Annotated in this window: 25 protein-coding genes; 12 read left to right on the plus strand and 13 right to left on the minus strand. The window is 70.3% G+C overall.

What is annotated here, in order from left to right:
• Positions 1–3: 3 nt before the first annotated feature.
• A complete protein-coding gene (locus AC1DVI_RS00355; RefSeq protein ID WP_476956338.1) occupies positions 4–789 on the minus strand; it encodes a (Fe-S)-binding protein in 786 nt (261 codons plus the stop codon).
• A gap of 347 nt (positions 790–1,136) precedes the next feature.
• On the opposite strand from AC1DVI_RS00355, the gene AC1DVI_RS00360 reads away from it, so the two are divergent.
• Positions 1,137–2,441, plus strand: a complete 1,305-nt coding sequence (locus AC1DVI_RS00360; RefSeq protein WP_476956339.1) for a methyl-accepting chemotaxis protein — start codon at positions 1,137–1,139, stop codon at positions 2,439–2,441.
• Positions 2,442–2,502: 61 nt separating this feature from the next.
• On the opposite strand, the gene AC1DVI_RS00365 is transcribed toward AC1DVI_RS00360, so the two are convergent.
• Positions 2,503–3,102: a LysE/ArgO family amino acid transporter gene (locus tag AC1DVI_RS00365; protein WP_200484884.1), complete on the minus strand. Its 600-nt coding sequence runs from the start codon at positions 3,100–3,102 to the stop codon at positions 2,503–2,505.
• 107 nt (positions 3,103–3,209) lie between these two features.
• Between AC1DVI_RS00365 and AC1DVI_RS00370 the strand changes: the two genes are divergently transcribed.
• Positions 3,210–4,094 (plus strand): LysR family transcriptional regulator ArgP, encoded by an 885-nt coding sequence (locus AC1DVI_RS00370; RefSeq protein ID WP_476956340.1) that lies wholly within the window; start codon positions 3,210–3,212, stop codon positions 4,092–4,094.
• Between the two features lie 3 nt (positions 4,095–4,097).
• On the opposite strand, the gene znuB is transcribed toward AC1DVI_RS00370, so the two are convergent.
• Together znuB and znuC are read right to left on the minus strand one after the other, a co-directional pair.
• Positions 4,098–4,886, minus strand: coding sequence for a zinc ABC transporter permease subunit ZnuB (gene znuB, locus AC1DVI_RS00375; RefSeq protein WP_149165374.1), 789 nt, complete (start codon positions 4,884–4,886; stop codon positions 4,098–4,100).
• Positions 4,879–5,685, minus strand: coding sequence for a zinc ABC transporter ATP-binding protein ZnuC (znuC, locus tag AC1DVI_RS00380; protein ID WP_476956341.1), 807 nt, complete (start codon positions 5,683–5,685; stop codon positions 4,879–4,881). Before znuC ends, znuB begins: the two co-directional genes overlap by 8 nt.
• 89 nt (positions 5,686–5,774) lie before the next feature.
• On the opposite strand from znuC, the gene znuA reads away from it, so the two are divergent.
• Both znuA and dapB read left to right on the plus strand, forming a co-directional pair.
• Positions 5,775–6,761: a zinc ABC transporter substrate-binding protein ZnuA gene (gene znuA / locus AC1DVI_RS00385; RefSeq protein ID WP_476956342.1), complete on the plus strand. Its 987-nt coding sequence runs from the start codon at positions 5,775–5,777 to the stop codon at positions 6,759–6,761.
• 71 nt (positions 6,762–6,832) lie between these two features.
• Complete coding sequence (gene dapB / locus AC1DVI_RS00390; RefSeq protein ID WP_353858324.1) at positions 6,833–7,630, plus strand: 4-hydroxy-tetrahydrodipicolinate reductase; 798 nt, start codon at positions 6,833–6,835, stop codon at positions 7,628–7,630.
• Between the two features lie 4 nt (positions 7,631–7,634).
• Here dapB and AC1DVI_RS00395 read toward each other — a convergent pair whose 3' ends face one another.
• Both AC1DVI_RS00395 and AC1DVI_RS00400 read right to left on the minus strand, forming a co-directional pair.
• The gene (locus AC1DVI_RS00395; protein ID WP_476956343.1) at positions 7,635–8,522 is read right to left on the minus strand and encodes a methylated-DNA--[protein]-cysteine S-methyltransferase; all 888 of its coding nucleotides are present in this window, start codon (positions 8,520–8,522) and stop codon (positions 7,635–7,637) included.
• A gap of 88 nt (positions 8,523–8,610) precedes the next feature.
• Positions 8,611–9,147, minus strand: coding sequence for a DUF2244 domain-containing protein (locus tag AC1DVI_RS00400; RefSeq protein WP_476956344.1), 537 nt, complete (start codon positions 9,145–9,147; stop codon positions 8,611–8,613).
• Between the two features lie 76 nt (positions 9,148–9,223).
• Here AC1DVI_RS00400 and nth point away from each other — a divergent pair, with 76 nt between their 5' ends.
• The gene (gene nth, locus AC1DVI_RS00405; protein WP_476956345.1) at positions 9,224–9,883 is read left to right on the plus strand and encodes an endonuclease III; all 660 of its coding nucleotides are present in this window, start codon (positions 9,224–9,226) and stop codon (positions 9,881–9,883) included.
• Positions 9,884–9,980: 97 nt separating this feature from the next.
• On the opposite strand, the gene AC1DVI_RS00410 is transcribed toward nth, so the two are convergent.
• Both AC1DVI_RS00410 and AC1DVI_RS00415 read right to left on the minus strand, forming a co-directional pair.
• Positions 9,981–10,814, minus strand: a complete 834-nt coding sequence (locus AC1DVI_RS00410; RefSeq protein ID WP_476956346.1) for a bactofilin family protein — start codon at positions 10,812–10,814, stop codon at positions 9,981–9,983.
• A 192-nt stretch (positions 10,815–11,006) separates the two neighbouring features.
• Positions 11,007–11,699 carry an EI24 domain-containing protein gene (locus AC1DVI_RS00415; RefSeq protein WP_149165367.1) on the minus strand — a complete coding sequence of 231 codons (693 nt, stop codon included), beginning with the start codon at positions 11,697–11,699 and terminating at the stop codon, positions 11,007–11,009.
• A 167-nt stretch (positions 11,700–11,866) separates the two neighbouring features.
• Between AC1DVI_RS00415 and AC1DVI_RS00420 the strand changes: the two genes are divergently transcribed.
• From AC1DVI_RS00420 to AC1DVI_RS00435, 4 genes are all read left to right on the plus strand, one after another.
• Entirely contained in the window at positions 11,867–12,877 is a 1,011-nt protein-coding gene (locus tag AC1DVI_RS00420) for an adenosine kinase (RefSeq protein ID WP_476956347.1), read from the plus strand.
• A 63-nt stretch (positions 12,878–12,940) separates the two neighbouring features.
• Positions 12,941–13,858: a sulfite exporter TauE/SafE family protein gene (locus tag AC1DVI_RS00425; protein ID WP_476956348.1), complete on the plus strand. Its 918-nt coding sequence runs from the start codon at positions 12,941–12,943 to the stop codon at positions 13,856–13,858.
• Positions 13,855–14,634, plus strand: coding sequence for a TIGR02186 family protein (locus AC1DVI_RS00430; protein WP_094301422.1), 780 nt, complete (start codon positions 13,855–13,857; stop codon positions 14,632–14,634). Before AC1DVI_RS00425 ends, AC1DVI_RS00430 begins: the two co-directional genes overlap by 4 nt.
• 3 nt (positions 14,635–14,637) lie before the next feature.
• Positions 14,638–15,174 carry a universal stress protein gene (locus AC1DVI_RS00435; protein ID WP_476956349.1) on the plus strand — a complete coding sequence of 179 codons (537 nt, stop codon included), beginning with the start codon at positions 14,638–14,640 and terminating at the stop codon, positions 15,172–15,174.
• Between the two features lie 6 nt (positions 15,175–15,180).
• On the opposite strand, the gene AC1DVI_RS00440 is transcribed toward AC1DVI_RS00435, so the two are convergent.
• Complete coding sequence (locus tag AC1DVI_RS00440; protein ID WP_476956350.1) at positions 15,181–16,647, minus strand: fused MFS/spermidine synthase; 1,467 nt, start codon at positions 16,645–16,647, stop codon at positions 15,181–15,183.
• A 30-nt stretch (positions 16,648–16,677) separates the two neighbouring features.
• On the minus strand, positions 16,678–17,946 hold the full coding sequence (locus tag AC1DVI_RS00445) for an adenylate/guanylate cyclase domain-containing protein (RefSeq protein ID WP_476956351.1): 1,269 nt from the start codon (positions 17,944–17,946) through the stop codon (positions 16,678–16,680).
• A 108-nt stretch (positions 17,947–18,054) separates the two neighbouring features.
• On the opposite strand from AC1DVI_RS00445, the gene AC1DVI_RS00450 reads away from it, so the two are divergent.
• On the plus strand, positions 18,055–18,609 hold the full coding sequence (locus tag AC1DVI_RS00450) for a NifU family protein (protein WP_149165359.1): 555 nt from the start codon (positions 18,055–18,057) through the stop codon (positions 18,607–18,609).
• A 58-nt stretch (positions 18,610–18,667) separates the two neighbouring features.
• On the opposite strand, the gene AC1DVI_RS00455 is transcribed toward AC1DVI_RS00450, so the two are convergent.
• Both AC1DVI_RS00455 and ddpX read right to left on the minus strand, forming a co-directional pair.
• Positions 18,668–19,723 carry a polysaccharide deacetylase family protein gene (locus tag AC1DVI_RS00455; RefSeq protein ID WP_476956352.1) on the minus strand — a complete coding sequence of 352 codons (1,056 nt, stop codon included), beginning with the start codon at positions 19,721–19,723 and terminating at the stop codon, positions 18,668–18,670.
• 197 nt (positions 19,724–19,920) lie between these two features.
• Positions 19,921–20,472: a D-alanyl-D-alanine dipeptidase gene (ddpX, locus tag AC1DVI_RS00460; RefSeq protein WP_476956353.1), complete on the minus strand. Its 552-nt coding sequence runs from the start codon at positions 20,470–20,472 to the stop codon at positions 19,921–19,923.
• Positions 20,473–20,573: 101 nt separating this feature from the next.
• Between ddpX and tsaB the strand changes: the two genes are divergently transcribed.
• Together tsaB and AC1DVI_RS00470 are read left to right on the plus strand one after the other, a co-directional pair.
• Positions 20,574–21,266 carry a tRNA (adenosine(37)-N6)-threonylcarbamoyltransferase complex dimerization subunit type 1 TsaB gene (tsaB, locus tag AC1DVI_RS00465; RefSeq protein ID WP_476956354.1) on the plus strand — a complete coding sequence of 231 codons (693 nt, stop codon included), beginning with the start codon at positions 20,574–20,576 and terminating at the stop codon, positions 21,264–21,266.
• Positions 21,263–21,775, plus strand: a complete 513-nt coding sequence (locus tag AC1DVI_RS00470; RefSeq protein WP_476956355.1) for a GNAT family N-acetyltransferase — start codon at positions 21,263–21,265, stop codon at positions 21,773–21,775. Before tsaB ends, AC1DVI_RS00470 begins: the two co-directional genes overlap by 4 nt.
• Positions 21,776–21,778: 3 nt before the next feature.
• On the opposite strand, the gene AC1DVI_RS00475 is transcribed toward AC1DVI_RS00470, so the two are convergent.
• Entirely contained in the window at positions 21,779–22,033 is a 255-nt protein-coding gene (locus tag AC1DVI_RS00475) for a sulfurtransferase TusA family protein (RefSeq protein WP_145623122.1), read from the minus strand.
• Positions 22,034–22,041: the final 8 nt, after the last annotated feature.

The following is a 22,041-nucleotide window of genomic DNA, read 5'->3' on the forward strand; positions in this document are numbered from 1 at the left end:
GCGTTATGCCCTCCCACTTTTTATGGGCTCGCCAATCGGGGGTGTGTCGGTGACGCCGGCCAGCACCTCCGCGACATGGCGGACGCGGACGGCGGAGCCCTCGCGCTTCAGCTTGCCGGCCATGTTCAGCAGGCAGCCCATGTCGCCGGCCAGCAGCGTGTCGGCCTTGGTGCCCGCGATGTCCGCGGTCTTGGCCTCGACCATGCGGTTGGAGATGTCCGGGTACTTGACGCAGAAGGTGCCGCCGAAGCCGCAGCAGACCTCCGCCCCCGGAAGCTCGTTCAGCGTCAGCCCCTCGACCTTGGCCAGCAGGCGGCGCGGCTGCTCCTTGATGCCCAGCTCGCGCAGGCCGGAGCAGCTGTCGTGGTAGGTGATCGTGCCGTCGTAGCGCGCGCCGGTGTCCGTCACCCCCAGCACGTCGGTCAGGAAGGACACCAGCTCGTGCGTGCGCGCCGACAGGTGGCGGGCGCGCGCCGCCCAGGCCGGATCGTCGGCCAGCAGCTCCGGGTAATGCTTGCGGATCTGCCCGGCGCAGGAGCCGGAGGGGACGACCACATGGTCGAACCCCTCGAAGGCGGCGATGGTGCTGCGGGCGAGGTCGCGGGCGGTGGCGCGGTCGCCCGCGTTGAAGGCGGGCTGGCCGCAGCAGGTCTGGGACGCCGGCACCTCGACCGTGCAGCCGGCGTCCTCCAGCAGCTTCACCGCGGCGAAGCCGACCGTCGGGCGGTAGACATCGACGAGGCAGGTGACGAACAGCCCCACTCGGGGGGCGGGGCGGGTGTCGGCCATGATGTGCAGTGTCTTCCCGGTGCTGATCCCCTGAAGGCGGCGACTTTAGGTCGTCCCGCCGGGGATGGCAACGGGCCGGGCCGGCGGCGTCCGGTCGCGGCGCACCGGGTATCACCCAAAGGTTGTGCAGATAAGAAGAAAAGCAAATAAAACAGAAAATGAAACAAACAATACGGCAAACACCCTTCAATTTCCGGAAACATGCAGAGAGTTTTTACCGAATTGAAATCTAAATTCTCATATTTTCCGTACATGAGAACAGGCTGACCGGTCGTTTCAGTCATGGGTCTCTGCTGAAGGTTGCACCGGTTTTCGTGTGAGGGGTAGGGGACAAGGCGATGAGTCTGATGAATTTTTTCCGGGGTGGGTCCAACGGTGGCAATGGGCGCGGCGCTGAGCTGGCCGAGCTGACCGAAGCGCTCGACCTCTATGGCAACCACGCCGGCGTCGGCCTGTGGGACGCGGTGTTCCACAACGGCGACCCGGCGCATCCGCAGAGCCGCTGGACCTGGTCCGGGCAGTTCCGCCGGCTGCTCGGCTTCGAGGGCGAGCAGGATTTCCCGAACCTGATGACCTCCTGGTCGGACCGCCTGCACCCGGACGACAGCGCCCCGACCTTCGCCGCCTTCGGCGCCTTCCTGGCCGACGCCAGCGGCCGCACGCCCTTCAACGTGCGTTACCGCGTGAAGATGCGCGACGGCTCCTACCGCTGGTTCCGCGCCATCGGCGGCTGCCGGCGCAACGCGGCCGGCTTGGCGCTGCGCGCCTGCGGCTCGCTGATCGACGTCCAGGAGGAGGAGGAGATGCGCCAGCGCGCCGGCTCCCTCGCCGCCGACTTCGACGCGAAGGTCAAGAGCGTGGTGCAGGCGGTGTCCGGCAGCTCGGCCGACATGCAGGGCGTGTCGCGCCAGCTCGGCGCCCTGTCGGAACGGTCGACCCGCCAGAGCGCGGAGGCCGCTGCCGCCACCGCCCAGGCGGCGTCCAACGTCCAGGCGGTGGCCGCCGCCGCCGAGCAGCTCTCCGCCTCCATCGGGGAAATCGGCCAGCAGGTCGAGCGGTCGGTCGCCATCGCCCGCGAGGCGGTGTCGCGCACCGAGCAGATCGGCGGCACCGCCGACAGCCTCGCCCAGTCGGCGCAGCTCATCGGCGACGTGGTGAAGCTGATCCAGGGCATCGCCGGCCAGACCAACCTGCTGGCGCTCAACGCCACCATCGAGGCGGCGCGGGCCGGCGAGGCGGGCAAGGGCTTCGCCGTGGTGGCGAGCGAGGTGAAGAGCCTCGCCAACCAGACGGCCAAGGCGACCGAGGACATCTCCGCCCAGATCGCCGGCATCCAGGCGGCGACCAACCAGACGATCGGCGCCATCCAGGGCATCGGCGAGACGATCCGGTCGATCAACGAGATCTCCACCACCATCGCCTCGGCCGTGCAGGAGCAGGCGGCGGCGACGCAGGAGATCTCCAACAACGTCGCCCAGGCCGCCCGCGGCACCGACGAGATCGCCCGCAGCATCGAGGCGGTCAGCATGGCGGCGAACGAGACGGCGCAGGCCTCCAGCCTCGTCATCCGCTCCTCCTCCGACCTGTCCGGCCAGTCCGACAGCCTGAAGCATCAGGTCGAGACCTTCCTGCAGGCGCTGAAGGCGTCCTGATGGGTAACCGGCGCGGGGAAGGGGATTCCCTGCGCCGGCCCATTGGGAAGGATGCTTTGGCTCAGGCCACCAGGGTCGCCGCGATCGTGCACATGACGACGCCGATGCCGGTGTCGAGCGCCCGCCACGCGCCGGGCCGGGCGAAGACGGGCCGCAGCAGGCGGGCGCCGTAGCCCAGCGCGAAGAAGAACAGGACGGACGCGGTCATCGCCCCCAGCGCGAAGGCGTGCTTGCCCTCGGCGAACTGGGTGGACACCGACCCGACCAGCACCACCGTGTCCAGATAGACGTGCGGGTTCAGCCAGGTCAGCGCCAGGCAGGTCGCCAGCGTCGCGCCGAGCCCCGCCGGGACCGCCGCCGCCGGGTCCAGCGCGCCGCCCGCCCGCCAGGCCGAGCGGAAGCTGCGCAGCCCGTAGACCAGCAGGAAAGCCGCCCCGGCGTAGCGGGTCGCCGTTTCCAACCACGGCAACCACTGGGCGGCCTGGGCGAAGCCGCCGACCCCGGCCAGGATCAGCAGGGCGTCCGACACCGCGCAGGTCGCGCAGACGGCCAGCACATGCTCCCCGCGCAGGCCCTGGCGCAGCACGAAGGCGTTCTGCGCGCCGATGGCGACGATCAGGCTGAGACCCAGCAGAAGGCCGGGAAGGAAGGCGGAGAGCATGGCGGCCTCACAGGGTGGCGACATCGTTGGTGGAGGCCGTTCCCCTACCATCGTCGTCCGGATTAGAATAACTAAAGTCCCTTATCCCGATTAAGGAACGCTAAGCCATGCTGGACTACGCCCTGCTCGCCGCACTGGCCGCAGTCGTCCGCACCGGCAGTTTCGAGCGGGCGGCGGCGCAGCTCCACGTGACCCCCTCCGCTGTGTCGCAGCGGGTGAAGCTGCTGGAGGAGCGGATGGGGACGATCCTGGTGGTGCGCGGATCGCCCTGCACCGGCACCCCCGCCGGCCTGCGGCTGAGCCAGCACGCGGAGCGGGTGGCCCTGTTGGAGAGCGAGTTGCGGGACGGGCTTCCCGGCCTGCCGCAGGACGGGCCGGCGGTGACGGTGCGCATGGCGGTCAACGCCGACAGCCTCGCCACATGGTTCGTCGCCGCGATGGCCGGGACGCCGGACGTGCTGTTCGACCTCGTCCTTGACGACCAGGAGCACAGCGCCGACTGGCTGCGCCGGGGAGAAGTGCTGGCGGCGGTGACATCCGGCGCCCAACCGGTGCAGGGCTGCGACAGCACCCCGCTGGGTGCCTTGCGCTACGTGGCGACGGCCAGCCCGGATTTCCTGCGCCGGCATTTCCCCGATGGGGTGGAGGCGGCGGCTTTGGCCCGCGCACCGCGCCTGACCTACAACAGCAAGGACCGGCTGCAGACGCAGTGGACTCGTCAGGCCTTCGGGGTGGAGATCGCCTCGCGGACTCACTGGATGCCCTCCACCCACGCCTTCGTCGACGCGGCGCTGGCCGGGCTCGGCTGGGGGATGAATCCGGAGCCGCTGGTCGCCGAGGCCCTGCGCGACGGGCGGCTGGTGGCTCTGGTGCCGGACCAGCCGCTCGACGTGCCGCTGTTCTGGCAGCGCAGCCGCATCGCCAGCCGCACCCTGGCCGACATCACGCGCTCGGTGTTGACGACGGCGCGTGCCCGCTTGACGCAAGTCTGACGCTTACCGGTTCGCCGTCGGCACCATCATGCTCGCCAGGAAGAGGGCGGCGGCGGCGACCACGATGCTCGGCCCGCCCGGCAGGTCCCAGTTCAGCGAGGAGAGCAGGCCGCCCAGCACCGCGGCGATCCCGAAGACCGAGGCCAGGGCGGCCATCGCCTCCGGCGTGCGGGAGAAGCGGCGCGCCGCCGCCGCCGGGATGATGAGGAGCGAGGTGATCAGCAGGATGCCGACGATCTTCATCGCCGCCGCGATCACCAGAGCGATCAGCAGCATGAAGGCCAGTCGCAGCGCCTCCACCGGCATGCCCTCGACCCGCGCCAGATCCTCGTCCACCGTCACCGCCAGCAGCCGCCGCCACAGCAGCAGCAGCCCGCCCAGCGCCGCCGCCCCGCCGGTGTAGATCCAGGCCAGATCGCCGGTGGTGACGCTGAGAATGTCGCCGAACAGATAGGCGACCAGATCGACGCGCAGCGTCTCCAGGAAGGCGATGGCGACGAGGCCCAGCGACAGCGACGAATGCGACAGGATGCCCAGCACGGTATCCGTGGCCAGCGCGCGGCGCCGCTGCAGCCCGACCAGCGCCAGCGCCAGCGCGACGCAGACCCCGACCACGCCGATCAGCGGGTTGACGCCCAGCAGGAAGCCCAGCGCCACCCCCAGCAGGGCGGAATGGGCCAGCGTGTCGCCGAAATAGGCCATGCGCCGCCACACCACGAAGGACCCCAGCGGGCCGGCGACCAGCGCGATGCCGCAGCCGGCGGCCAGCGCGCGCAGAACGAAATCATCCATGGCAGCAGTCCCCGTCATGGCCGGGCACCACGGCGCCGTCGCTGGCGTGCGCATGGTCGTGGTGATGGACATAGACGGCCAGCGCGTCGGCGTGGCCGCCGAACAGGGCGCGGTATTCCGGGTGGCGCCGCACGTCCTCCGGCGCGCCCTGGCAGCAGACATGGCCGTTCAGGCAGAGCACGCGGTCGGTGCGGGCCATCACCGTGTGCAGGTCGTGGCTGACCAGCAGCACGCCGCAGCCGCGGGTGCGGCGCAGCGTCTCGATGCGCCCGAACAGTTCGGCCTGCCCATGGATGTCCACCGCCTGGTCGGGCTCGTCCAGCACCAGAAGCTCGGGATCGCCGAGCAGGGCGCGGGCCAGCAGCACCCGCTGCATCTCCCCGCCGGAGACCGTCTGAACCGGGCTGGCGGCGAGGTGAGAGACGCCGGCCTCCTCCAGCGCCGTGGAGATGCGCGCCTCGGTCACCGGGCGCCACAGCGCCAGGAAGCGGCGGACCGTCAGCGGAAGGGTCGCGTCGACGGTCAGGCGCTGCGGCATGTAGCCGATGCGCAGGCCCCGGCGGCGTTCCACCACCCCGGACGAGGCGCGGACGAGGCCCAGCACGGCGCGCACCAGAGTCGTCTTGCCGGCGCCGTTGGGACCGATCAGCGTGACGATCTCGCCGGGCCGCACCTCCAGGTCCACGCGGTCGAGGATCGTCCGCCCGCCCAATCGCACCGTCAAACCCTTTGTATCGATCAGGGGAGTGGCCAGAACCGGCGATCGCGCCGCGTGGGGGGCCGCGTGATGGATTGACATGTTATGTTATAACGTGACATTGCTGGAAACGAAGACAGCTATGCGCCGGAAAGACCCGGCTGTCCAGCCAGACGATGAGGAACCCACCCATGCGTGCCGCGATGCGTCCCCTGCCGCTCCTTGCCCTTGCCGCGACTCTGGGGGCCGCCGCCCTCGGCGCCGCCTCCCCGGCGCTGGCCGAGGCGCCGAAGGTCGTCGCCTCGATCAAGCCGGTCCATTCCCTGGTCGCCGCGGTGATGGAGGGGGTGGCGGAGCCGGCGCTGATCGTGCGCGGCGCCGCGTCCCCCCACACCTACGCCATGAAGCCGTCGGACGCGAAGGCGCTGGCCGCCGCCGACCTCGTCTTCTGGATCGGGCCGGAGCTGGAGGCCTTCCTCGACAAGCCGGTGACGGCGAACGCGAAGAAGGCCACCTCCGTCACGCTGCTGGAGGCGCCGGGCGTCACCCTGCTCGACGCCCGCGAGGGCGGCGCCTGGGAGGCCCACGACCACGGGCACGAGCACAAGCATGATCATGGGCATGATCACAAGCATGACCATGACGACGAGCACGGGCACGACGAGGTGAACACCCACATCTGGCTCTCCCCGGCCAACGCCCGCGCCATGGTCGCGGCGATCGCCGAGGCGCTGTCGGCCAAGGACCCGGCCAACGCCGCCGCCTACACCGCCAACGCCGAGCGCACCGCCCGCTCCATCGACGCGCTCGACGCGGAGCTGAAGGCGACGCTGGCCCCGGTGGCCGGCAAGCCCTTCGTCGTTTTCCACGACGCCTACCAGTATTTCGAGGCGCAGTACGGCCTGAACGGCGTCGGCGCCATCACCGTCAACCCGGAACGCCGCCCCTCGGCCAAGCGGCTGTCGGAGATCCGCGCCAAGATCGGCGGCCTCGGCGCCGCCTGCGTCTTCGCCGAACCGCAGTTCGAGCCGGCCCTGGTCAACACCATCGTCGAGGGCACCCCGGCGAAGAAGGGCGTGCTCGACCCCGAAGGGGCGGACCTGACGGACGGCCCCGGCCTCTACCCCGCGCTGATGCGCAACATCGCCGCCTCGCTGAAGGACTGCCTGGGGTCCTGACGCGTCTCGGCGCTTAAGCCCCGCCCCCGGCTGTGCTAGACCCGTGTCGGAATTCTCCCAGGGAGGCAGGCATGAAGATCGGGGTCGTCGGGTGCGCGGGGCGCATGGGGCAGATGCTGGTGCGCGAGATCGCCGCCACGCCGGGCTGCACGTTGGCCGGCGGCACGGAGCGGGTGGGCGGCCCCGCGCTCGGCAAGGACATCGGCGTTCTCGCCGGCCTCGAGCCGCTGGGGGTCGTCGCCATCGACGACGCGGCGGCGCTGTTCGCCGAGGCCGACGCGGTGATCGACTTCACCAGCCCCGACGCCAGCGTCCGCCACGCGGCGCTGGCCGCCCAGTCGGAAACGGTTCTGGTCATCGGCACGACCGGCATCGGCCCGGCCCAGCAGGAGGCCATCGCCCAGGCCGCCACCCACACCCCGATCGTCCAGTCGCCGAACATGTCGCTGGGCGTCAACCTGCTGCTGGCGCTGGTCGAGCAGGTCGGCCGAGCGCTGGGCGACGACTACGACATCGACATCCTGGAGATGCACCACCGCAACAAGGTGGACGCCCCCTCGGGCACCGCGCTCGGCCTCGGCCGGGCGGCGGCGGCGGGGCGCGGGGTGGCGCTGGAGGATGTCTGGCAGAAGGTCCGCGACGGCCACACCGGCGTCCGCCCGCGCGGCGAGATCGGCTTCGCCACGCTGCGCGGCGGCGACGTCATCGGCGACCACACGGTGGTCTTCGCCGCCGAGGGCGAGCGGGTCGAGCTGACCCACAAGGCGTCGGGCCGCCAGATCTACGCCAAGGGCGCGGTTCGCGCGGCGCTGTGGGCCAACGACAAGCAGCCGGGCCTCTACAGCATGAAGGACGTGCTGGGCCTCTGACCGGTCAGGCTGCAGCCTCGTCCTCCGGCAAGGCGTGCCCCTGTTCCCAGGCGAGCAGGGCGCGCTTGCGGGGGACACCGTAGCGGTAGTTGTGGATGATCCCCGACTTCTGGATCACCCGGTGGCAGGGGATCAGCACGCAGACCGGGTTGCGCCCCACCGCCGCCCCCACCGCCCGCATGGCGGTCGGCTGGCCGATGGCGCGGGCCACGTCCTCGTAGGACACGACGGCGCCGGAGGGAATGCGCAGCAGCGCCTCCCACACCTTGATCTGGAAATTGGTGCCTTTCATCAGCAGACGCAGCGGCTCGCCTTCTGCGGAGCCGTCCCAGCGGAAGGCGCGGGCGGCGACCGGGCGGGTGGCGTCGGCATCCTCCACCAGACGGGCGGCGGGCCAGGCGGCGGCCATCTCGGCCAGCGCGTCGCGCCCGTCCTCCTCCTCGGCAAAGCTCAGCCAGCAGACGCCGCGCTCGGTGGCGGCGACCAGCGACGGGCCGAAGGGCGTCGGGTGCAGGCCCCAGCGGATGGTCAGCCCGCCGCCGAGCGTCTTGTACTCGCCCGGCGTCATCGCCTCGCAGGCGACGAACAGGTCGTGCAGCCGCGACGGGCCGGACAGCCCGACGTCCAGCGCCACGTCCAGCACGCTCTGGTTCGCGGCGAGCAGCCGCTTGGCGTTGTCCAGCGTCAGGAATTGCAGGAAGCGCTTCGGGCTGATGCCTGCCCATTGGGTGAACAGCCGCTGGAAATGGAAGGGGCTCATGCCGGCGACCGCGGCCAGCTCGTCCAGCCCCGGCTGGTCCTGCCAATGGTCCACGAGATGACGGATGGCGGCGGCGATGGCACGGTGGCGCCGCGCGTCGACCGGGTCTTCGGCGGGATTCAGGCACGGCATGGCGTTCTCTCCCAGGCTCCATGACCGGCGCAGGATGCGCCGTCGGAGCGGGCCGACCAACCCGTTTCTTGCGCAACATTCTCTGCGGTCAGGGCACCGGTTCGGGATGGCAGGGGGTGCTGCGCCACCGCGCCAGCGCGCCGCGCAGCGCCTTGGCGAAGTCCGCCCGCTCGTCCGGCGTCAGGAAGGCGCCGACGGCCACCGATTGCCCGTGCGAGGAGAGGGTCACCCGGCCGCCGTGCCGGGGCGGACCGTCCAGGGTGACCCGCAGCCAGTTGGGCTGAAGGCTCCAGCGCCGCTCCGGCTTGTTCCAGACGACGCGCTGGACGGTCAGGTCGGTGTCGGTCAGGCGCACCCGCTCGTACAGCCGGGCGGCGCGGTTGTTGACGCGAAAGGCCAGCCAGAGGATCACCACGTCCAGCCCGCAGAAGGGCACCACCGGCCAAGCCCCGTTGGCGGCGAAAATCCCGGCGATCAGCAGGTTGACGAGGATCACCACCCCCATCAGAACGCGGTACCCGTGCCGCCCCAGGCTGCGGTGCGGGTGCAGGATCGCGTCGAAGAAGACGCGGGGAGCCGGGGGCAGGGCCGGGAATGAGGCCGGGGATGGGGTATGACGGGCCATGGTCATGCACACAAACTGGTGCGCGTCGGCCGCGCCGTCCACCCGGCGTGTTTGCAAGAACAACCGGGGTCCCGCTATGCTGCGCGCCATGAAGCCCGCCGCCGTCCAGGAATTCTTCCGCCGCCTCAGCGCCGCCAACCCGGAGCCGAAGAGCGAGCTGGAATACGTCAATCCCTACACCCTGCTGGTCGCCGTCGTGCTGTCGGCGCAGGCCACGGATGTCGGCGTCAACAAGGCCACCGGCCCGCTGTTCCAAATCGTCACCACGCCGCAGCAGATGGTGGAGCTGGGGGAGGAGCGGCTGCGCGGCTACATCAAGACCATCGGCCTGTTCAACACCAAGGCCAAGAACGTCATCCGGCTGTCGGAAATCCTGGTCGCCCAGTATGGCGGCGCGGTGCCGCGCGACCGCGAGGCTCTGGAAACCCTGCCCGGGGTCGGGCGCAAGACCGCCAACGTGGTGCTGAACGTCGCCTTCGGCGAGGAGACCATCGCGGTGGACACCCACATCTTCCGCGTCGGCAACCGCACCGGCCTCGCCCCCGGCAAGACGCCCGACGCGGTGGAGGCGAAGCTGCTGAAGGTGGTTCCCAAGACCTACCGCCGGCACGCCCACCACTGGCTGATCCTGCATGGCCGCTACGTCTGCAAGGCCCGCAAGCCCGACTGCCTCGTCTGCCCGGTCAGCGACCTGTGCGGCTTCAAGGACAAGGTGCTGCCGGCCGCCGTGGTGTGATGTTTCCCGTGAAACGCCTGCGATAACTGGAAAAAGAAAAAGCCCGGCGGGGCTCGATCCCCGCCGGGCTTGATCGTGAAGCCGCGTTTAACGGCGTTTAGCCGTCCACCACGATGGGGTCCAGCGCCGACGCTGCCGGGGCCGAGGCCGCTTCCGCCGGGGCGGCGGGGGCAGCGGCAGGCTTGGCCGCCGGGGTGTATTTGCCGATCTCGCCGTTCAGCAGGGCGCCGGCTTCGACCGCCAGCTCGCCGTACTTGATCGAGCCGTTGATCTTGCCGGTGGAGCGCACGGTCAGGCGGCCGCGCACGATGATGTCGCCCTCGAAGCGGCCGCCGATGTCGGCCTCGTCGATCTCGACGGCACCCTTGAACAGCCCGGTCTCGGCGATCTCGATGGACCGGCCGTCGCGCAGCTTGGCCTCGACCGTTCCTTCCACGACTAGGATGTCGCAGGACCCGATCTCGCCGTTCAGCGAGATGTCGCGGCCGACGATCAGGCGGCGCTGGTCGCTGGCGAGCGGAGCGGTGGGCGCCGGGGCCGGGGCGACCGGCGCGGGCGCGGCGGCGGGGGCCGAAGCCGGGGCGCCATACCCCTCGGGACGGCGCGGCGCGGCACCCGGCAGATCGACGGTGCGGCGCGGAATGTCCGTCGGCTTGTAGCTCGAACCGGGGATCGGGGCGCCGGCCGGCGGCTTCGGGGTGCTCGTGTTCATCTCGGGTCCCTTGGAGGAAATCGGCTCGGGTTGCGGCAGACGACCGGCCGGGGCGGGGGCGGCCGGCGGATTCGCCGCGGACGGGGTGCTCAGGGAGGCGAGCGGCGACACCGCCGCCGTGGGTTCGGCGGCGCCCGCCTGCGGTGCGGCCGGGGTGGCCGGGTCGGCGCTTTGGGTCTTCGGCGCACCGACGGGCGGATTCTTTCGTCCGAACAGCATGAACGTTGATCCCCAGGTCAGTCAGGTCGTGAAGGTTGGCAGGTCATTGAAGTCGGGTCATCGGAGGCGGCGTCGCATGACCGGGCCCGCTCGACAGCAGCCAAAAGACCACCCCGCCGGGGTAACACGGTCATCCGGCCGGCCGCAAGTGGGCTTTGGTGCACGGTCGGGGCCGCGCCGCCCTGCGGTCCGTCACGGCCCTTCCCGGCGGGAAAGACCGGTCATGGACCCCGTCATGGAATGGTAGACATGGACCATGAAGGCGCTCGCGATCACCGGCACCAGCAGGTTGACGAAAGGAATTGTCGAAAGAAAGGCAATTACCGCGCCAGCCAAAAATGGTTTCAACGGGCTGGAACGCCGCAGAAACCCCGCCTCCTTCCGTCCCATCCGCCGGATCGCCACCATCTCGAAATATTCGCGGCCGAGAAGATAGCCGTTGGCGGTGTAGAAGATCAGCAGGTTCAACCCCGGCACCATCAGATACAGGGGCAGGGCGAACAGATTGACCAGCAGGACGATGGCGAAAAAGCGCAGCGCGGTCAGCAGCTCTTCCCCAAGGCCGGTCTGGCGGGGCGGCGGCAACTGGGGATAGTGGCGCCGCTCCACCGCCTGCACCACCTCGTCCAGGAAGAAGCTGGACACCATGCCGACCGTGGCGGGAAACAGCACCCAGGCCAGCAGCAGGACGGCCAGCCCGCCCAGCACGTCCAGCACCCCGTCCACCCAGGCGTAGCCGGTCAGCGCCGTGTGGAACAGCGCCCACCATGCGGCCCCGGCGAGCAGGGCGAAGGCCAGGATGGCGGACAGCACGCCGATCCACACGACGCGGCGGGACGCCGGGTCGGAAAGCTGTCCGATGGCGAGAAGCAGGGCGCGGATCATACGGACTCTCTTTCGATGGGGCCGTTGCGGTCGGGCGTCGCTTATCTACGACGGCGGGCCGCTTCGTTCCAGGGGGCCTTGCGCCGCGCTTGAGATGTGAAGGCGGGCCGCTATACTCGCGCCCGGTTTTCCAGCTCAGCACAAACACCGCATTTCAAGGAGCGCCCATGGCCACGGCCGAATTCGACGTCACCGGCATCGGCAACGCCATCGTCGACGTGATCGCCCATGCCGACGACGCCTTTCTCACGGCCAACGGCATCGAGAAGGGCGCGATGACGCTGATCGACGCCGCCCGCGCCGAGGAGCTGTACGGCCGCATGGGGCCGGGCATCGAGGTGTCGGGCGGTTCCGCCGGCAACACCATGGCCGGCATCGCTTCGCTGGGCGGCCGGGGGGCCTACATCGGCAAGGTCCACGGCGACCAGCTCGGCCAGGTCTTCCGCCACGACATCCGCGCCGCCGGCGTGCATTTCGAAACGGCGGCCGGCCATGGCGGCGCCCCGACGGCGCGCTGCCTGATCCTGGTGACGCCGGACGCCCAGCGCTCGATGAACACCTTCCTCGGCGCCTGCGTGGAGCTGGGGCCGGAGGACATCGACGAGGCGCTGATCGCCAACTCGCAGGTCACCTATCTGGAAGGCTATCTGTGGGACCCGCCCCGCGCCAAGGAAGCCTTCCGCAAGGCGGCCTCCGCCGCCCACGGCGCCGGGCGCAAGGTCTCGCTCTCGCTGTCCGACAGCTTCTGCGTCCACCGCCACCACGCGGAGTTCCTGGACCTCGTCGAGGGCCATGTCGACATCCTGTTCGCCAACGAGCATGAGATCACCGCCCTCTACAAGACCGACCGCTTCGACGACGCGCTGGAGGCGGTGAAGCGTCTCGGCAAGACCGCCGCCCTGACGCGCAGCGAGAAGGGCGCCGTCATCATCTCCGGTGGCGAGGTGGTCGAGGTGCCGGCCGCCCCGGTCGCCCGCGTGGTCGACACCACCGGGGCCGGCGACCTCTACGCCGCCGGCTTCCTCTACGGCTACACCCGCGGCATGGCCCCGGCGGTCTGCGGCCGCATCGGCGCGCTGGCCGCGGCGGAGATCATCAGCCATGTCGGCGCCCGTCCGGACGTCGTGCTGGCCGATCTGCTGCCCGATCTGCTGAAGGATGCAGGCGTTCCGGCCTGATTGCCGCAACAGCGCCTGTAAGGTATAAGCTGGCGGACCTTCCCGTCCGCCGGCTCCGCCTCCATGCAAGTTTACCTGCCGATCGCCGAGATGTCGGTCAACGCCCTGCTCGTGCTCGGCATGGGGGGGCTCGTCGGCTTCCTGTCCGGCATGTTCGGGGTGGGCGGCGGCTTCCTGATGACGCCGCTGCTGATCTTCATCGGCGTTCCGCCCGCCATCGCGGTGGGCACCCAGGCCAACCAGCTCGTCGCCGCCAGCGTGTCGGGCGTGCTCGCCCACTGGCGGCGCGGCAACGTGGACGTCAAGCTGGGCGTCGTCATGCTGCTGGGCGGCATGGTCGGCACGGTGGTCGGCGTCTGGATCTTCTCCATCTTGCAGCGGATCGGCCAGATCGACGCGGCGATCACGCTGTCCTACGTTTTCTTCCTCGGCACCATCGGCACGATGATGATGGTGGAGGCCAGCCGCGCGCTGATCCGCCGCCGCGCCCCCACCGCCAAGCGGGGCAAGCTGCATCGCCACATGTGGCTGCACGGCCTGCCGCTGAAGATGCGGTTCCAACGCTCCAAGCTCTACATCTCCGCCCTGCTGCCGGCCGCGATCGGGGCGATCGGCGGGATGCTGGTGGCGATCATGGGCATCGGCGGCGGCTTCATGCTGGTTCCGGCGATGATCTACCTGCTGAACATGCCGACCGGTCTCGTGGCCGGCACCTCGCTGTTCCAGATCATCTTCACCACGGCGATGGCGACGCTGCTCCAGGCGGCGACCAACCAGACGGTGGACGTGATGCTGGCGCTGCTGCTGCTGATCGGCGGGGTGGTCGGCGCGCAGTTCGGCACCAAGGCCGGCGGCCGGCTGCGCGGCGAACAGGCGCGGCTGCTGCTGGCCTCACTGGTTGTCGCGGTGGCGCTGAAGCTCGCCTTCGATCTGGTGGTCGAGCCGAACGACGTCTTCACCATCTCGACGAGGATGTCGTGAGCGCTGTCCGCAAGGGCGCCGGGCGGTTGTGGTCCGTCCGGGTCGCCGGCGGGCTGGTCGGGCTTCTGGCGGGGGTGTTCCTGGCCGCCACGGTCTGGGCGCAGCAGCTCGTCGCCGACCTGTCCAGCCACCTGATCGCCATCACCACCGGCTTCACCGGGACGGAGGTCGTGCTGTTCGGCACCACCGACGGGGCGGGCGACGTCGCCATCGTGGTGACCGGCCCGCGCACCCCGGTCACGGTGCGCCGCAAGGAGCGCATCGCCGGCATCTGGATCAACGCGCGCAGCGTTCGGTTCGAGCAGGTGCCCGGTTACTACATGGTCGCGACGAACCGCCCGCTGGACCAGTTCGTCGGCCGCCCGGTTCTGGAACGCCACCAGATCGGCCTGCCGAACCTCCAACTCGGCCCGCGCGAGCAGCTGGCCCCGGACCAGCTCGCCCTGTTCCGCTCCGCCCTGATCCGCAACAAGCAGCGGGCCGGGCTCTACGGCATCACGCTGGGGCAAGTGGCCTTTCTCGGCGAGCGGCTGTTCCGGACCAACATCTATTTCCCGGCCAACGTGCCGACGGGGCTGTACAATGTGGAAGCGCTGCTGATCCGCGACGGCGAGGTGGTCAGCGCCCAGACCACGCCGCTGGTGGTGTCCAAGGTCGGCTTCAGCGCGGAAATCTACGACTTTGCGCGCAACCAGCCGATGATTTACGGTGTTGCCGCGGTGATTGGCGCCATCGCCGCCGGCTGGCTGGCCGGCGCCATCTTCCGGAGGGTGTGACCCATGTCCAATCCGATTGCCACCGATCCGATTGCGTCCGATCCGGCCGTTTCCGAACCGGAGGTTACGGCCAAGCTGCCGGTCCGCATCTTCCTGGTCGTGGTGGACGAGAGCCCGGAGCTTCAGCTCGCCTTGCGCTACGCCTGCCTGCGCGCCCGCAAGTCGGGGGGCAAGGTGGCGCTGCTCTATGTCATCGAGCCCGGCGAGGTGCAGCAGTGGCTGGCCCTGGAGAACCTGATGCGCGAGGAGCAGCGCGCGGAGGCGGAGCAGAAGTTGCAGAAGCTCGCCCGCGACGTGAACCGCCTGACCGGCACCCTGCCGGCCCTGTATGTGCGCGAGGGCAACCGCCGCGACGAGGTGCTGGCCCTGATCGACGAGGAGCCGAGCATCTCCATCCTCGTGCTGGCCGCCGGCGTCGATCCGGAAGGGCCGGGGCCGTTGATCTCCTACTTCACCAACCGCGGCCTCGCGAAGATGCGCATTCCGCTGACCATCGTGCCGGGCGGCATCGGCATCGACGCGCTGGACGCCATCACCTAAGGCGTTTCAACGTCCATAAAGGGCGGTAAGGCTGCGCTGGTCGATGTCGGACCGGTCGTCGGTCAGCACCGGATGCCCGGCCAGTTCGGCAGGGGCCAGCGTCTCCAGGATGCGCGAGGCCGCGTACGTCGCACCCGCCGGAGCGGAGCGCAGGCGTACGCTCAGATCCTCAAGCGTACGCGTCTCCTTCGTGGCGATCATAAGATAATTCCCGCGCCCGGCGTCGGCGACGTACACCGACGGGAAGACGGCGCCCTGCGTCGCCGCCAGCGGCCCGACCAGAGCGTCGCGGTCCATGGGGGAGGCGACGTTCATGACCAGCACGCCGCCCGGTGCCACCCGCCGTTCCACCGCCGCGAAGAACTCCCTGGTCGCCGTGAAGAAAGGGATCAGGGCGGTCGAGTAGAGATCGACGATCACCACGTCGTGCTGCTCCGGCGACCGCTCGACGTGGCGGCGGGCATCCTCGACGGCGACGCGCACCTCGGGCTGCAGGCCGAACCTCTCGCGCGCCACCTCGACCACCGCGGGGTCCAGCTCCACCCCCAGGATGTCGGCGCCGGGCCAGGAATCGAGGATCTCCTTGGCGGCGGCCCCGCCGGCCAGACCCAGCACCAGGACGCGTGTGCCGTTCCCCAGGGCCGGGACGGCGGCGAACAGGTCGTAATAGAGGCCGGTCGGACCACCATCCTTGCGCAGCCGCGACTGGGTGGCCCAGGCGACGTTCAGGTGCAGGCGGATCTGTTCGGCGTCCTCCTGCACCATGATCGTGTTGTGCGGCGTCTCGCGGTAGAGGGCGAAGCCCTGCCCCTCGCCATGGCCGGCGGCCCAGGCCAGGGGAACCGCCAGGGCCGCGGCGGCGGCCACCCGTTTCCCACCCGGTATGAACAGGCAGGCGAGCGCCGGCAGGACCGCCGCCAGGGCGTACCCCGCCGACACCCCGACCTCAGGGATCGCGTAGAAGGAGGCGAAGAAGGTGCCGCCGATGCTGCCCAGCGTGCCGACCGCGTAGATCCGCCCCGCCGCCGCAGCACCCGTCAGGCTGCTCAAGCCCGCGCAGATCGGCGACACCATGGCCAGCGCGAAGGACGGCAGCCCGAGGATCAGCGCCGCCCCGACGACCGACCCCTCCACCGCGTTGAAGCGGCCCGCGGCGTCGGCCAGCATCGGCTTGCCCAGCCAGGGCGTCAGCGCCGCCGCGGCGACCCCGGCCAGCAGGGCGGCGCGCAGCGCCGGCACCGCCTTCGGCCCGTCACCGAGCTGCCCGCCGGTCCAGTAGCCGGCGGCCATGAAGGTCATCACCACGCCGATGACGGCGCCCCACTGATAGACCGAATAGCCGAAATGCGGCGCCATCAGCCGCCCGCCGAGGATTTCCATCATCATCAGCGACCAGCCCGCCGAGAAGGCGGCGGCGGCCAGCGCGAAGGAGCGGAGGGATAGGCGGGCGGGGGAGGGATCGCGACCGCTCAAGGCCGGCGACCGGGGGTTCGTTGCAGCGCCCTATTCATCGGTCCCTGTCTTCTCCTTCAGCCCATAGACCTCGATCGGGTCGTTCAGCCCCTTCACCGGGTGCCAGCCGACCGAGACGAGGCGGCTGGCGCAGGCCTCGGCCACCTCGGCGGAGGTCAGGACATTACGCTCCAGCCGGCTGCACAGCCCCTCGATCCGGCTGACCAGATTGACCGCCGGGCCGATGACGGTGAAGTCCAGCCGGTTGGCGGAGCCGATGTTGCCATACATGACCTCGCCCATGTGCAGGGCGATGCCGCAACGCAGGGTCGGCTGGCCCCAGGCGGAGCGTTCGGCGTTGCGGGCGGCCATGTCGGTCAGGGCCTCCTGCGCGGCGTCCAGCGCCTTGGTGCAGGCGGCCGCCCCGGTCGGGTCGCCCTCCTCCAGCGGGAAGATGGCCAGCATGGCGTCGCCGATGAACTTCATGATCTCGCCGCCGCGGCTTTCCACGGCACCGCCCATGATCTCGAAATAGCCGTTCAGCAGGGCGATCAGCTCCTCGCGCGGCAGCCGGTCGGCCAGCGAGGTGAAGCCGCGCAGGTCGCAGTACCACAGCACGGCGCGGACGTTGGCGCCGGTGCCGCGCCGGATGTCGCCGGACAGGATGCGCGCGCCGGTGCGGTGGCCGACATAGGTGTCCAAAACCGTCGTCGCCAGCCGCCGCAGCGCCAGCGTCTCCAGCACCGCGCCCAAAGCCGGCAGCACCGCGTCGACCAGCGCCAGATCGGCGGTGGAGAAGCCGCCGGGCCGGTCGGTGGTGAAGCTCAGGACGTTGCGCCGCCCCCCGGCGAACAGCACGGTCATGGCGACATAGTCCGTCGCCCCCTGCGCCTTCAGCTCGGCGAAGACCGGGTATGGGTAGGGCGGCTCCATCTGCTCCAGCCGGTAGCGCAGGCCGTCGGCGCCGTCCTCGATCAGGGTGGCGAAGGGGCTGGTCAGATACTCGGTGCTGGTTTCCGTGCCGTGGGCGCGGGTGGTGGTCTCCACCTGCTCGGCGTTGCGGCGCCAGAAGAAGGCGATGGTGCGGATCTGCGGGTGCAGCAGGGGTAGGGCGCAGACGGCGCGCAGCAGCGGGACGCCGGACGCCATCAGGCGCCGGCAGAAGCGGTCCATCATCGGCTCGAAGCCGGGGGCGTGCCGGCCTTCCAGCAGCAGCCATTCGACGACCTCCCGCGCGGCGGCGTCGATGGAGGGGGCCGCGGAAGTGGCCGGTGCGGTGGCCGCAGGGTTGGACGGTGCGGTGGCCGCGGGCGGTGCCATGCTCACGGATCGATAACCATAAAGATGCGATGCTTGATCTGTCGGCGGATTCTGCCCAAGTTTCGCCTACGCCGCCAGTGTTGTTCGGCGCCGATGGAGGATATCACCATGTTCATTCAGACCGAGCAGACGCCCAACCCGGCGACTCTCAAGTTCCTGCCGGGGCGTGACGTGCTCGGACGCGGCACTGCGGACTTTCCGTCCCGCGATGGTGCCGCCGCTTCGCCGCTGGCCCAGCGGCTGTTCGAGATCGACGGGGTCCAGGGCGTCTTCCTGGGTGCCGACTTCGTGACCATCACCAAGGCCGGCGACAAGGAGTGGTTCCTGCTGAAGCCGTCGATCCTCGGCGTCATCATGGAGCATTTCACCGCCAACCGCCCGGTGCTGCTCGAAGAGGCGGCCGGCGACGGCCACGCCGCCAGCGCGGACGACGACGAGCTTGTCACCCAGATCAAGGAGCTGCTGGACACCCGCGTGCGCCCGGCGGTGGCCCAGGACGGCGGCGACATCACCTTCTACGGCTTCGAGGAAGGCGTGGTGTATCTGGAGATGAAGGGGGCCTGCTCGGGCTGCCCCAGCTCCACCGCCACGCTGAAGGCAGGCATCGAGAACATGCTGCGCCACTACATCCCCGAGGTGGTCGAGGTCCGCGCCGTCCGCTGACGGCATTCACCGGACGGGCGCGGTCGGCACAGGCCGCGCCCGTCCGGCGTCTCTCGGCCTATTCCGGAACGACGAACTGCATGCCCAGCCAGCGCCACCGTCCCTCGGGGGCGGGCAGGGTGCAGTTCACGCGCGTGCGGCCCGGCGGGAAGGGGTCGCGGATGCGCACCTCCACCCGATCCTCCGTCACGCGCTCCAGCGCCGTCCGGCCTTGGCCGGCGGCGAAGCAGGCCAGCCGCGCGATGTCGCCGATCTCGTCCGACACGGTGAAGCCGATCGACGGCGGGTTGACGGTCAGCAGCGGATCGTCGGGCGTCAGGTCGGTGACCGGCAGGGGCAGCGCGTTGGCGGCCAGCCGGAAGCGGTCGACGCTGCCGAAACTCTCGTTCATCACGAAACGCGGCAGGGTCGCCCGGTCGGCCTGCGGGTGCAGGACGCCGGACTGTTGGCCGAAGGCGGCGGCGAAGCCCTGCTCCGTCACGATGGCCCGCAGCGCCGACGACACCTCGCCCTGCGGGTAGGCGAACAGGGTCGGGCGCTGCCCGGTCTCCGCCTGCAGCCGGTCGGCCATGCGGCGCAGCTCCGCCTTCACCTCCTCGGCGGGGCGGGACACCAGCGACTGGGTGGAGGCGCCGAGCCCGCCGAACGTGACCCCGGCGGCGGCGAGCTGCCGCACCTCCGCCCAACTCATGTGGGCGGGCGACCCGCGGTCGATGGCGTCGGTCGCCACGAACAGGGTGAAGGGAAGCCCCGCCGCCTTCAGCCGCGGCCACGCCTCGCGGAAGGCGGAGCGGCTGGCCTCGTCGATGGTGATCGCCACCGTGCGGTCGGGCAGCGGCGCGCCGCTGCGCAGCGCCTCCAGGATGCGGGGCAGGGGCAGGACTTGGTAGTCGCCGTCCTGAAGCTCGTCCAGATGGGCTTCGAACTGGTCGATCCGGATGCTGATGGACGGCGTCTGGTCCTCGCCGAAACGGTCGTAGGCGAAGACGACGGCGGTGTTCGCCGTCCCGTCCGCCGCAACGCCGGGCGCCGCAACGCCGGGGCTTCCCGCCAGGGCCTGGAAAGCCCAGGCGGCGGCCACGGCGAAGACGGTGGCGGCGCGGCGGAACGGCATGGCGGCCTGTCGTGGGTCCGGAACGGTCGCGCGGCCGGACGGTGGTCCGGGCTGCGCCTCGGCTGGTGTGGCACAGGCACGCCGCCGGGAACAAGTCCGCAACACATACGGCGTGCTTCGGGCTCTTTCGTGATGCAGCCTTGCAACAACCCTTGTGACATCCGGCCGTGGATCGGCCGTCGGCCGGGCCGCAGGGGTCAGCCCATCATCAGGCCACCCAGGGCCGCGTCGGTCAGCAGGGGGTAGCGCTGCTCGTGCGGCAGTTGATAGTGCCACCACTCGCAGCTGTAATGCCGCCAGCCCGCCGCCGTCATGACGCCGAGAAGGGCGGCGCGGTTGCGCTGCTGCTCCGTGGTCAGGTCGGTGCGGCCATGGTGGGACTGCTCGGTCATGTCGTCGAAGCCGGTGCCCATGTCCAGCGGGCGCCCCGTTCCGTCGGCCAGCGTCAGATCCACCGCGACGCCGCGGGAATGGGTGGAGCCGCCCGCCGGATCGGCGATGTAGGACGGGTCGGGCAGCGCCCGCCACAAGGCCCATTGCGCCTCGACCGGGCGGAAGGCATCGTACAGCCGCAACCGGCAGCCGATGCCGCGCGCCAGCCGGATCGCCGCGCGCAGCGCCGCCGCCGCGTCGGGGTGCAGCAGGCAATGCGGGTGCCGGTAGATGGGCACCCCGGTCAGGTTGTCCGGCGTGGCGTACAGCAGCTCGATGTCAACGTCGAAGTCCGGTGGTGCGATGGGTGTGAGCATGATCCATGCCGTCAGGGAAGGTCGGGGCTGTCTATCACGCTCTTGACCCAGGCTTGAAGTGGGGCTTTGAAGATGGCGGATCTGACGACGCGTGTGAGGCGATGAGAGTTCTGGGACTGGACACGGCGACCTCCGGCTGCTCCGCCGCGCTGTGGGACGACGGCGCCGTCACCGTGCGGCGGCGCGAGCCGATGGCCCGCGGGCAGGCGGAGGCGCTGGTGCCCCTGGCGCAGGCCGCGCTGGCGGAGGCCGGCTGCGCCTTCGACGCGTTGGACCGCATCGCCGTGACCGTCGGGCCGGGCGCCTTCACGGGGCTGCGCATCGCGCTGGCCGCGGCGCGCGGCTTCGCCCTGGCCGCCGGGTTGCCGGTGGTCGGCGTCACCAGTTTCGACGCGGTCGCTCACGGCCTGCCGGAGGGGGAGCGGGACGGCCGCGCCCTGCTGGTTGCCGTGGACTCCCGCCGCACCGAGCCGTTTTTGCAACTCTTCCACCCGGACCTGACGCCTTTCGGCGAACCGGCGATGCTGGACCCCGCCGCGGTGCCGGGCTGGCTGGACGGGCTGCTCGCCGGCGGTGCTGGGACCGGGGCCGCACCATTGCTGGTTGCCGGGGACGGTGCGGCCGCGCTGCGCCCGCTTCTGGAGGGGCGGGCCGACATCCGTTTCGCCGCCGGGCCGGGCATGCCTGACGCCGCCGTGGTCGCCGCCCTGGGCGCCCGGCGGGAGGTCGGGCTGCCGGCCCAGCCCTTCTACCTGCGCCCGCCCGACGTGTCCCTTCCGCGGAAGACGGCATGACGGCGGCCCTGCCCGAGACGCCCCGCTCCCGGATGTCCCTTCCGACGCGTCTTCAGACCGCCGGCCTCGCCGACGCCGCGGTGATCGCGGCCCTGCAGCAGGGCTGCTTTCCCGACGATCCCTGGGGCAGCGAGGCCGTCGCCAGCCTGATCGGCCAGCCCGGCTTCTTTTCCGTGCTCGCTTTGCGGGACGGCGGGGAGGGCGACGATCCGGTCGGCTTCCTGCTGGCGCGGGTTGCCGCCGAGGATGGCGAGATCATCGCCGTCGGCGTCCGTGCCGACGCGCGGGGACAGGGCCTCGGGCGGCGGCTGGTTGCGGCGGCGCTGGACGGCGCGCGGGCGCTGGGCGCCACGGCGCTGTTCCTGGAAGTCGCCGAAGACAATGGTATGGCACAATCCCTGTATAAATCCTGTGGTTTCTTTTCCGTGGGCCGTCGTCCCGGCTATTACCGCAGGGCGGAAGGAAGGGTTGCCGCCCTTGTGCTACGGTATTCGTACACCGACGAATAAATATTAACCTTTCTGAATCCACAGACGGTGAACCCCCTCCGGCTCATCCGGATTTTCGGGCGTCACGGCGAGAATGGAGTGACCCAGTTCGGCTAAGGATCGGGGTACATTCTCCAAGGGTTCGCCAGCGTTCAGCCGGACTTCAAGCGTCTGCCCGGCCGCCATGCGCTCCACCGACAACTTGGTCTTGACGAAGGTTAACGGACACACCTCGCTGGTGATGTCCAAAAACAAATCCGGAGATTTTTTTTCGTACACTGCTTCCT

The organism is Azospirillum sp. P4_B5 (assembly GCF_056402275.1).

Excerpts from the sequence above, each read along its gene's own strand:
- AC1DVI_RS00355 (WP_476956338.1), bottom strand. The coding sequence starts at position 789 with ATGGCCGACACCCGCCCCGCCCCCCGAGTGGGGCTGTTCGTCACCTGC.
- AC1DVI_RS00360 (WP_476956339.1), top strand. The coding sequence starts at position 1,137 with ATGAATTTTTTCCGGGGTGGGTCCAACGGTGGCAATGGGCGCGGCGCT.
- AC1DVI_RS00365 (WP_200484884.1), bottom strand. The coding sequence starts at position 3,102 with ATGCTCTCCGCCTTCCTTCCCGGCCTTCTGCTGGGTCTCAGCCTGATC.
- AC1DVI_RS00370 (WP_476956340.1), top strand. The coding sequence starts at position 3,210 with ATGCTGGACTACGCCCTGCTCGCCGCACTGGCCGCAGTCGTCCGCACC.
- znuB (WP_149165374.1), bottom strand. The coding sequence starts at position 4,886 with ATGGATGATTTCGTTCTGCGCGCGCTGGCCGCCGGCTGCGGCATCGCG.
- znuC (WP_476956341.1), bottom strand. The coding sequence starts at position 5,685 with ATGTCAATCCATCACGCGGCCCCCCACGCGGCGCGATCGCCGGTTCTG.
- znuA (WP_476956342.1), top strand. The coding sequence starts at position 5,775 with ATGCGTGCCGCGATGCGTCCCCTGCCGCTCCTTGCCCTTGCCGCGACT.
- dapB (WP_353858324.1), top strand. The coding sequence starts at position 6,833 with ATGAAGATCGGGGTCGTCGGGTGCGCGGGGCGCATGGGGCAGATGCTG.
- AC1DVI_RS00395 (WP_476956343.1), bottom strand. The coding sequence starts at position 8,522 with ATGCCGTGCCTGAATCCCGCCGAAGACCCGGTCGACGCGCGGCGCCAC.
- AC1DVI_RS00400 (WP_476956344.1), bottom strand. The coding sequence starts at position 9,147 with ATGGCCCGTCATACCCCATCCCCGGCCTCATTCCCGGCCCTGCCCCCG.
- nth (WP_476956345.1), top strand. The coding sequence starts at position 9,224 with ATGCTGCGCGCCATGAAGCCCGCCGCCGTCCAGGAATTCTTCCGCCGC.
- AC1DVI_RS00410 (WP_476956346.1), bottom strand. The coding sequence starts at position 10,814 with ATGCTGTTCGGACGAAAGAATCCGCCCGTCGGTGCGCCGAAGACCCAA.
- AC1DVI_RS00415 (WP_149165367.1), bottom strand. The coding sequence starts at position 11,699 with ATGATCCGCGCCCTGCTTCTCGCCATCGGACAGCTTTCCGACCCGGCG.
- AC1DVI_RS00420 (WP_476956347.1), top strand. The coding sequence starts at position 11,867 with ATGGCCACGGCCGAATTCGACGTCACCGGCATCGGCAACGCCATCGTC.
- AC1DVI_RS00425 (WP_476956348.1), top strand. The coding sequence starts at position 12,941 with ATGCAAGTTTACCTGCCGATCGCCGAGATGTCGGTCAACGCCCTGCTC.
- AC1DVI_RS00435 (WP_476956349.1), top strand. The coding sequence starts at position 14,638 with ATGTCCAATCCGATTGCCACCGATCCGATTGCGTCCGATCCGGCCGTT.
- AC1DVI_RS00445 (WP_476956351.1), bottom strand. The coding sequence starts at position 17,946 with ATGGCACCGCCCGCGGCCACCGCACCGTCCAACCCTGCGGCCACCGCA.
- AC1DVI_RS00450 (WP_149165359.1), top strand. The coding sequence starts at position 18,055 with ATGTTCATTCAGACCGAGCAGACGCCCAACCCGGCGACTCTCAAGTTC.
- AC1DVI_RS00455 (WP_476956352.1), bottom strand. The coding sequence starts at position 19,723 with ATGCCGTTCCGCCGCGCCGCCACCGTCTTCGCCGTGGCCGCCGCCTGG.
- ddpX (WP_476956353.1), bottom strand. The coding sequence starts at position 20,472 with ATGCTCACACCCATCGCACCACCGGACTTCGACGTTGACATCGAGCTG.
- tsaB (WP_476956354.1), top strand. The coding sequence starts at position 20,574 with ATGAGAGTTCTGGGACTGGACACGGCGACCTCCGGCTGCTCCGCCGCG.
- AC1DVI_RS00470 (WP_476956355.1), top strand. The coding sequence starts at position 21,263 with ATGACGGCGGCCCTGCCCGAGACGCCCCGCTCCCGGATGTCCCTTCCG.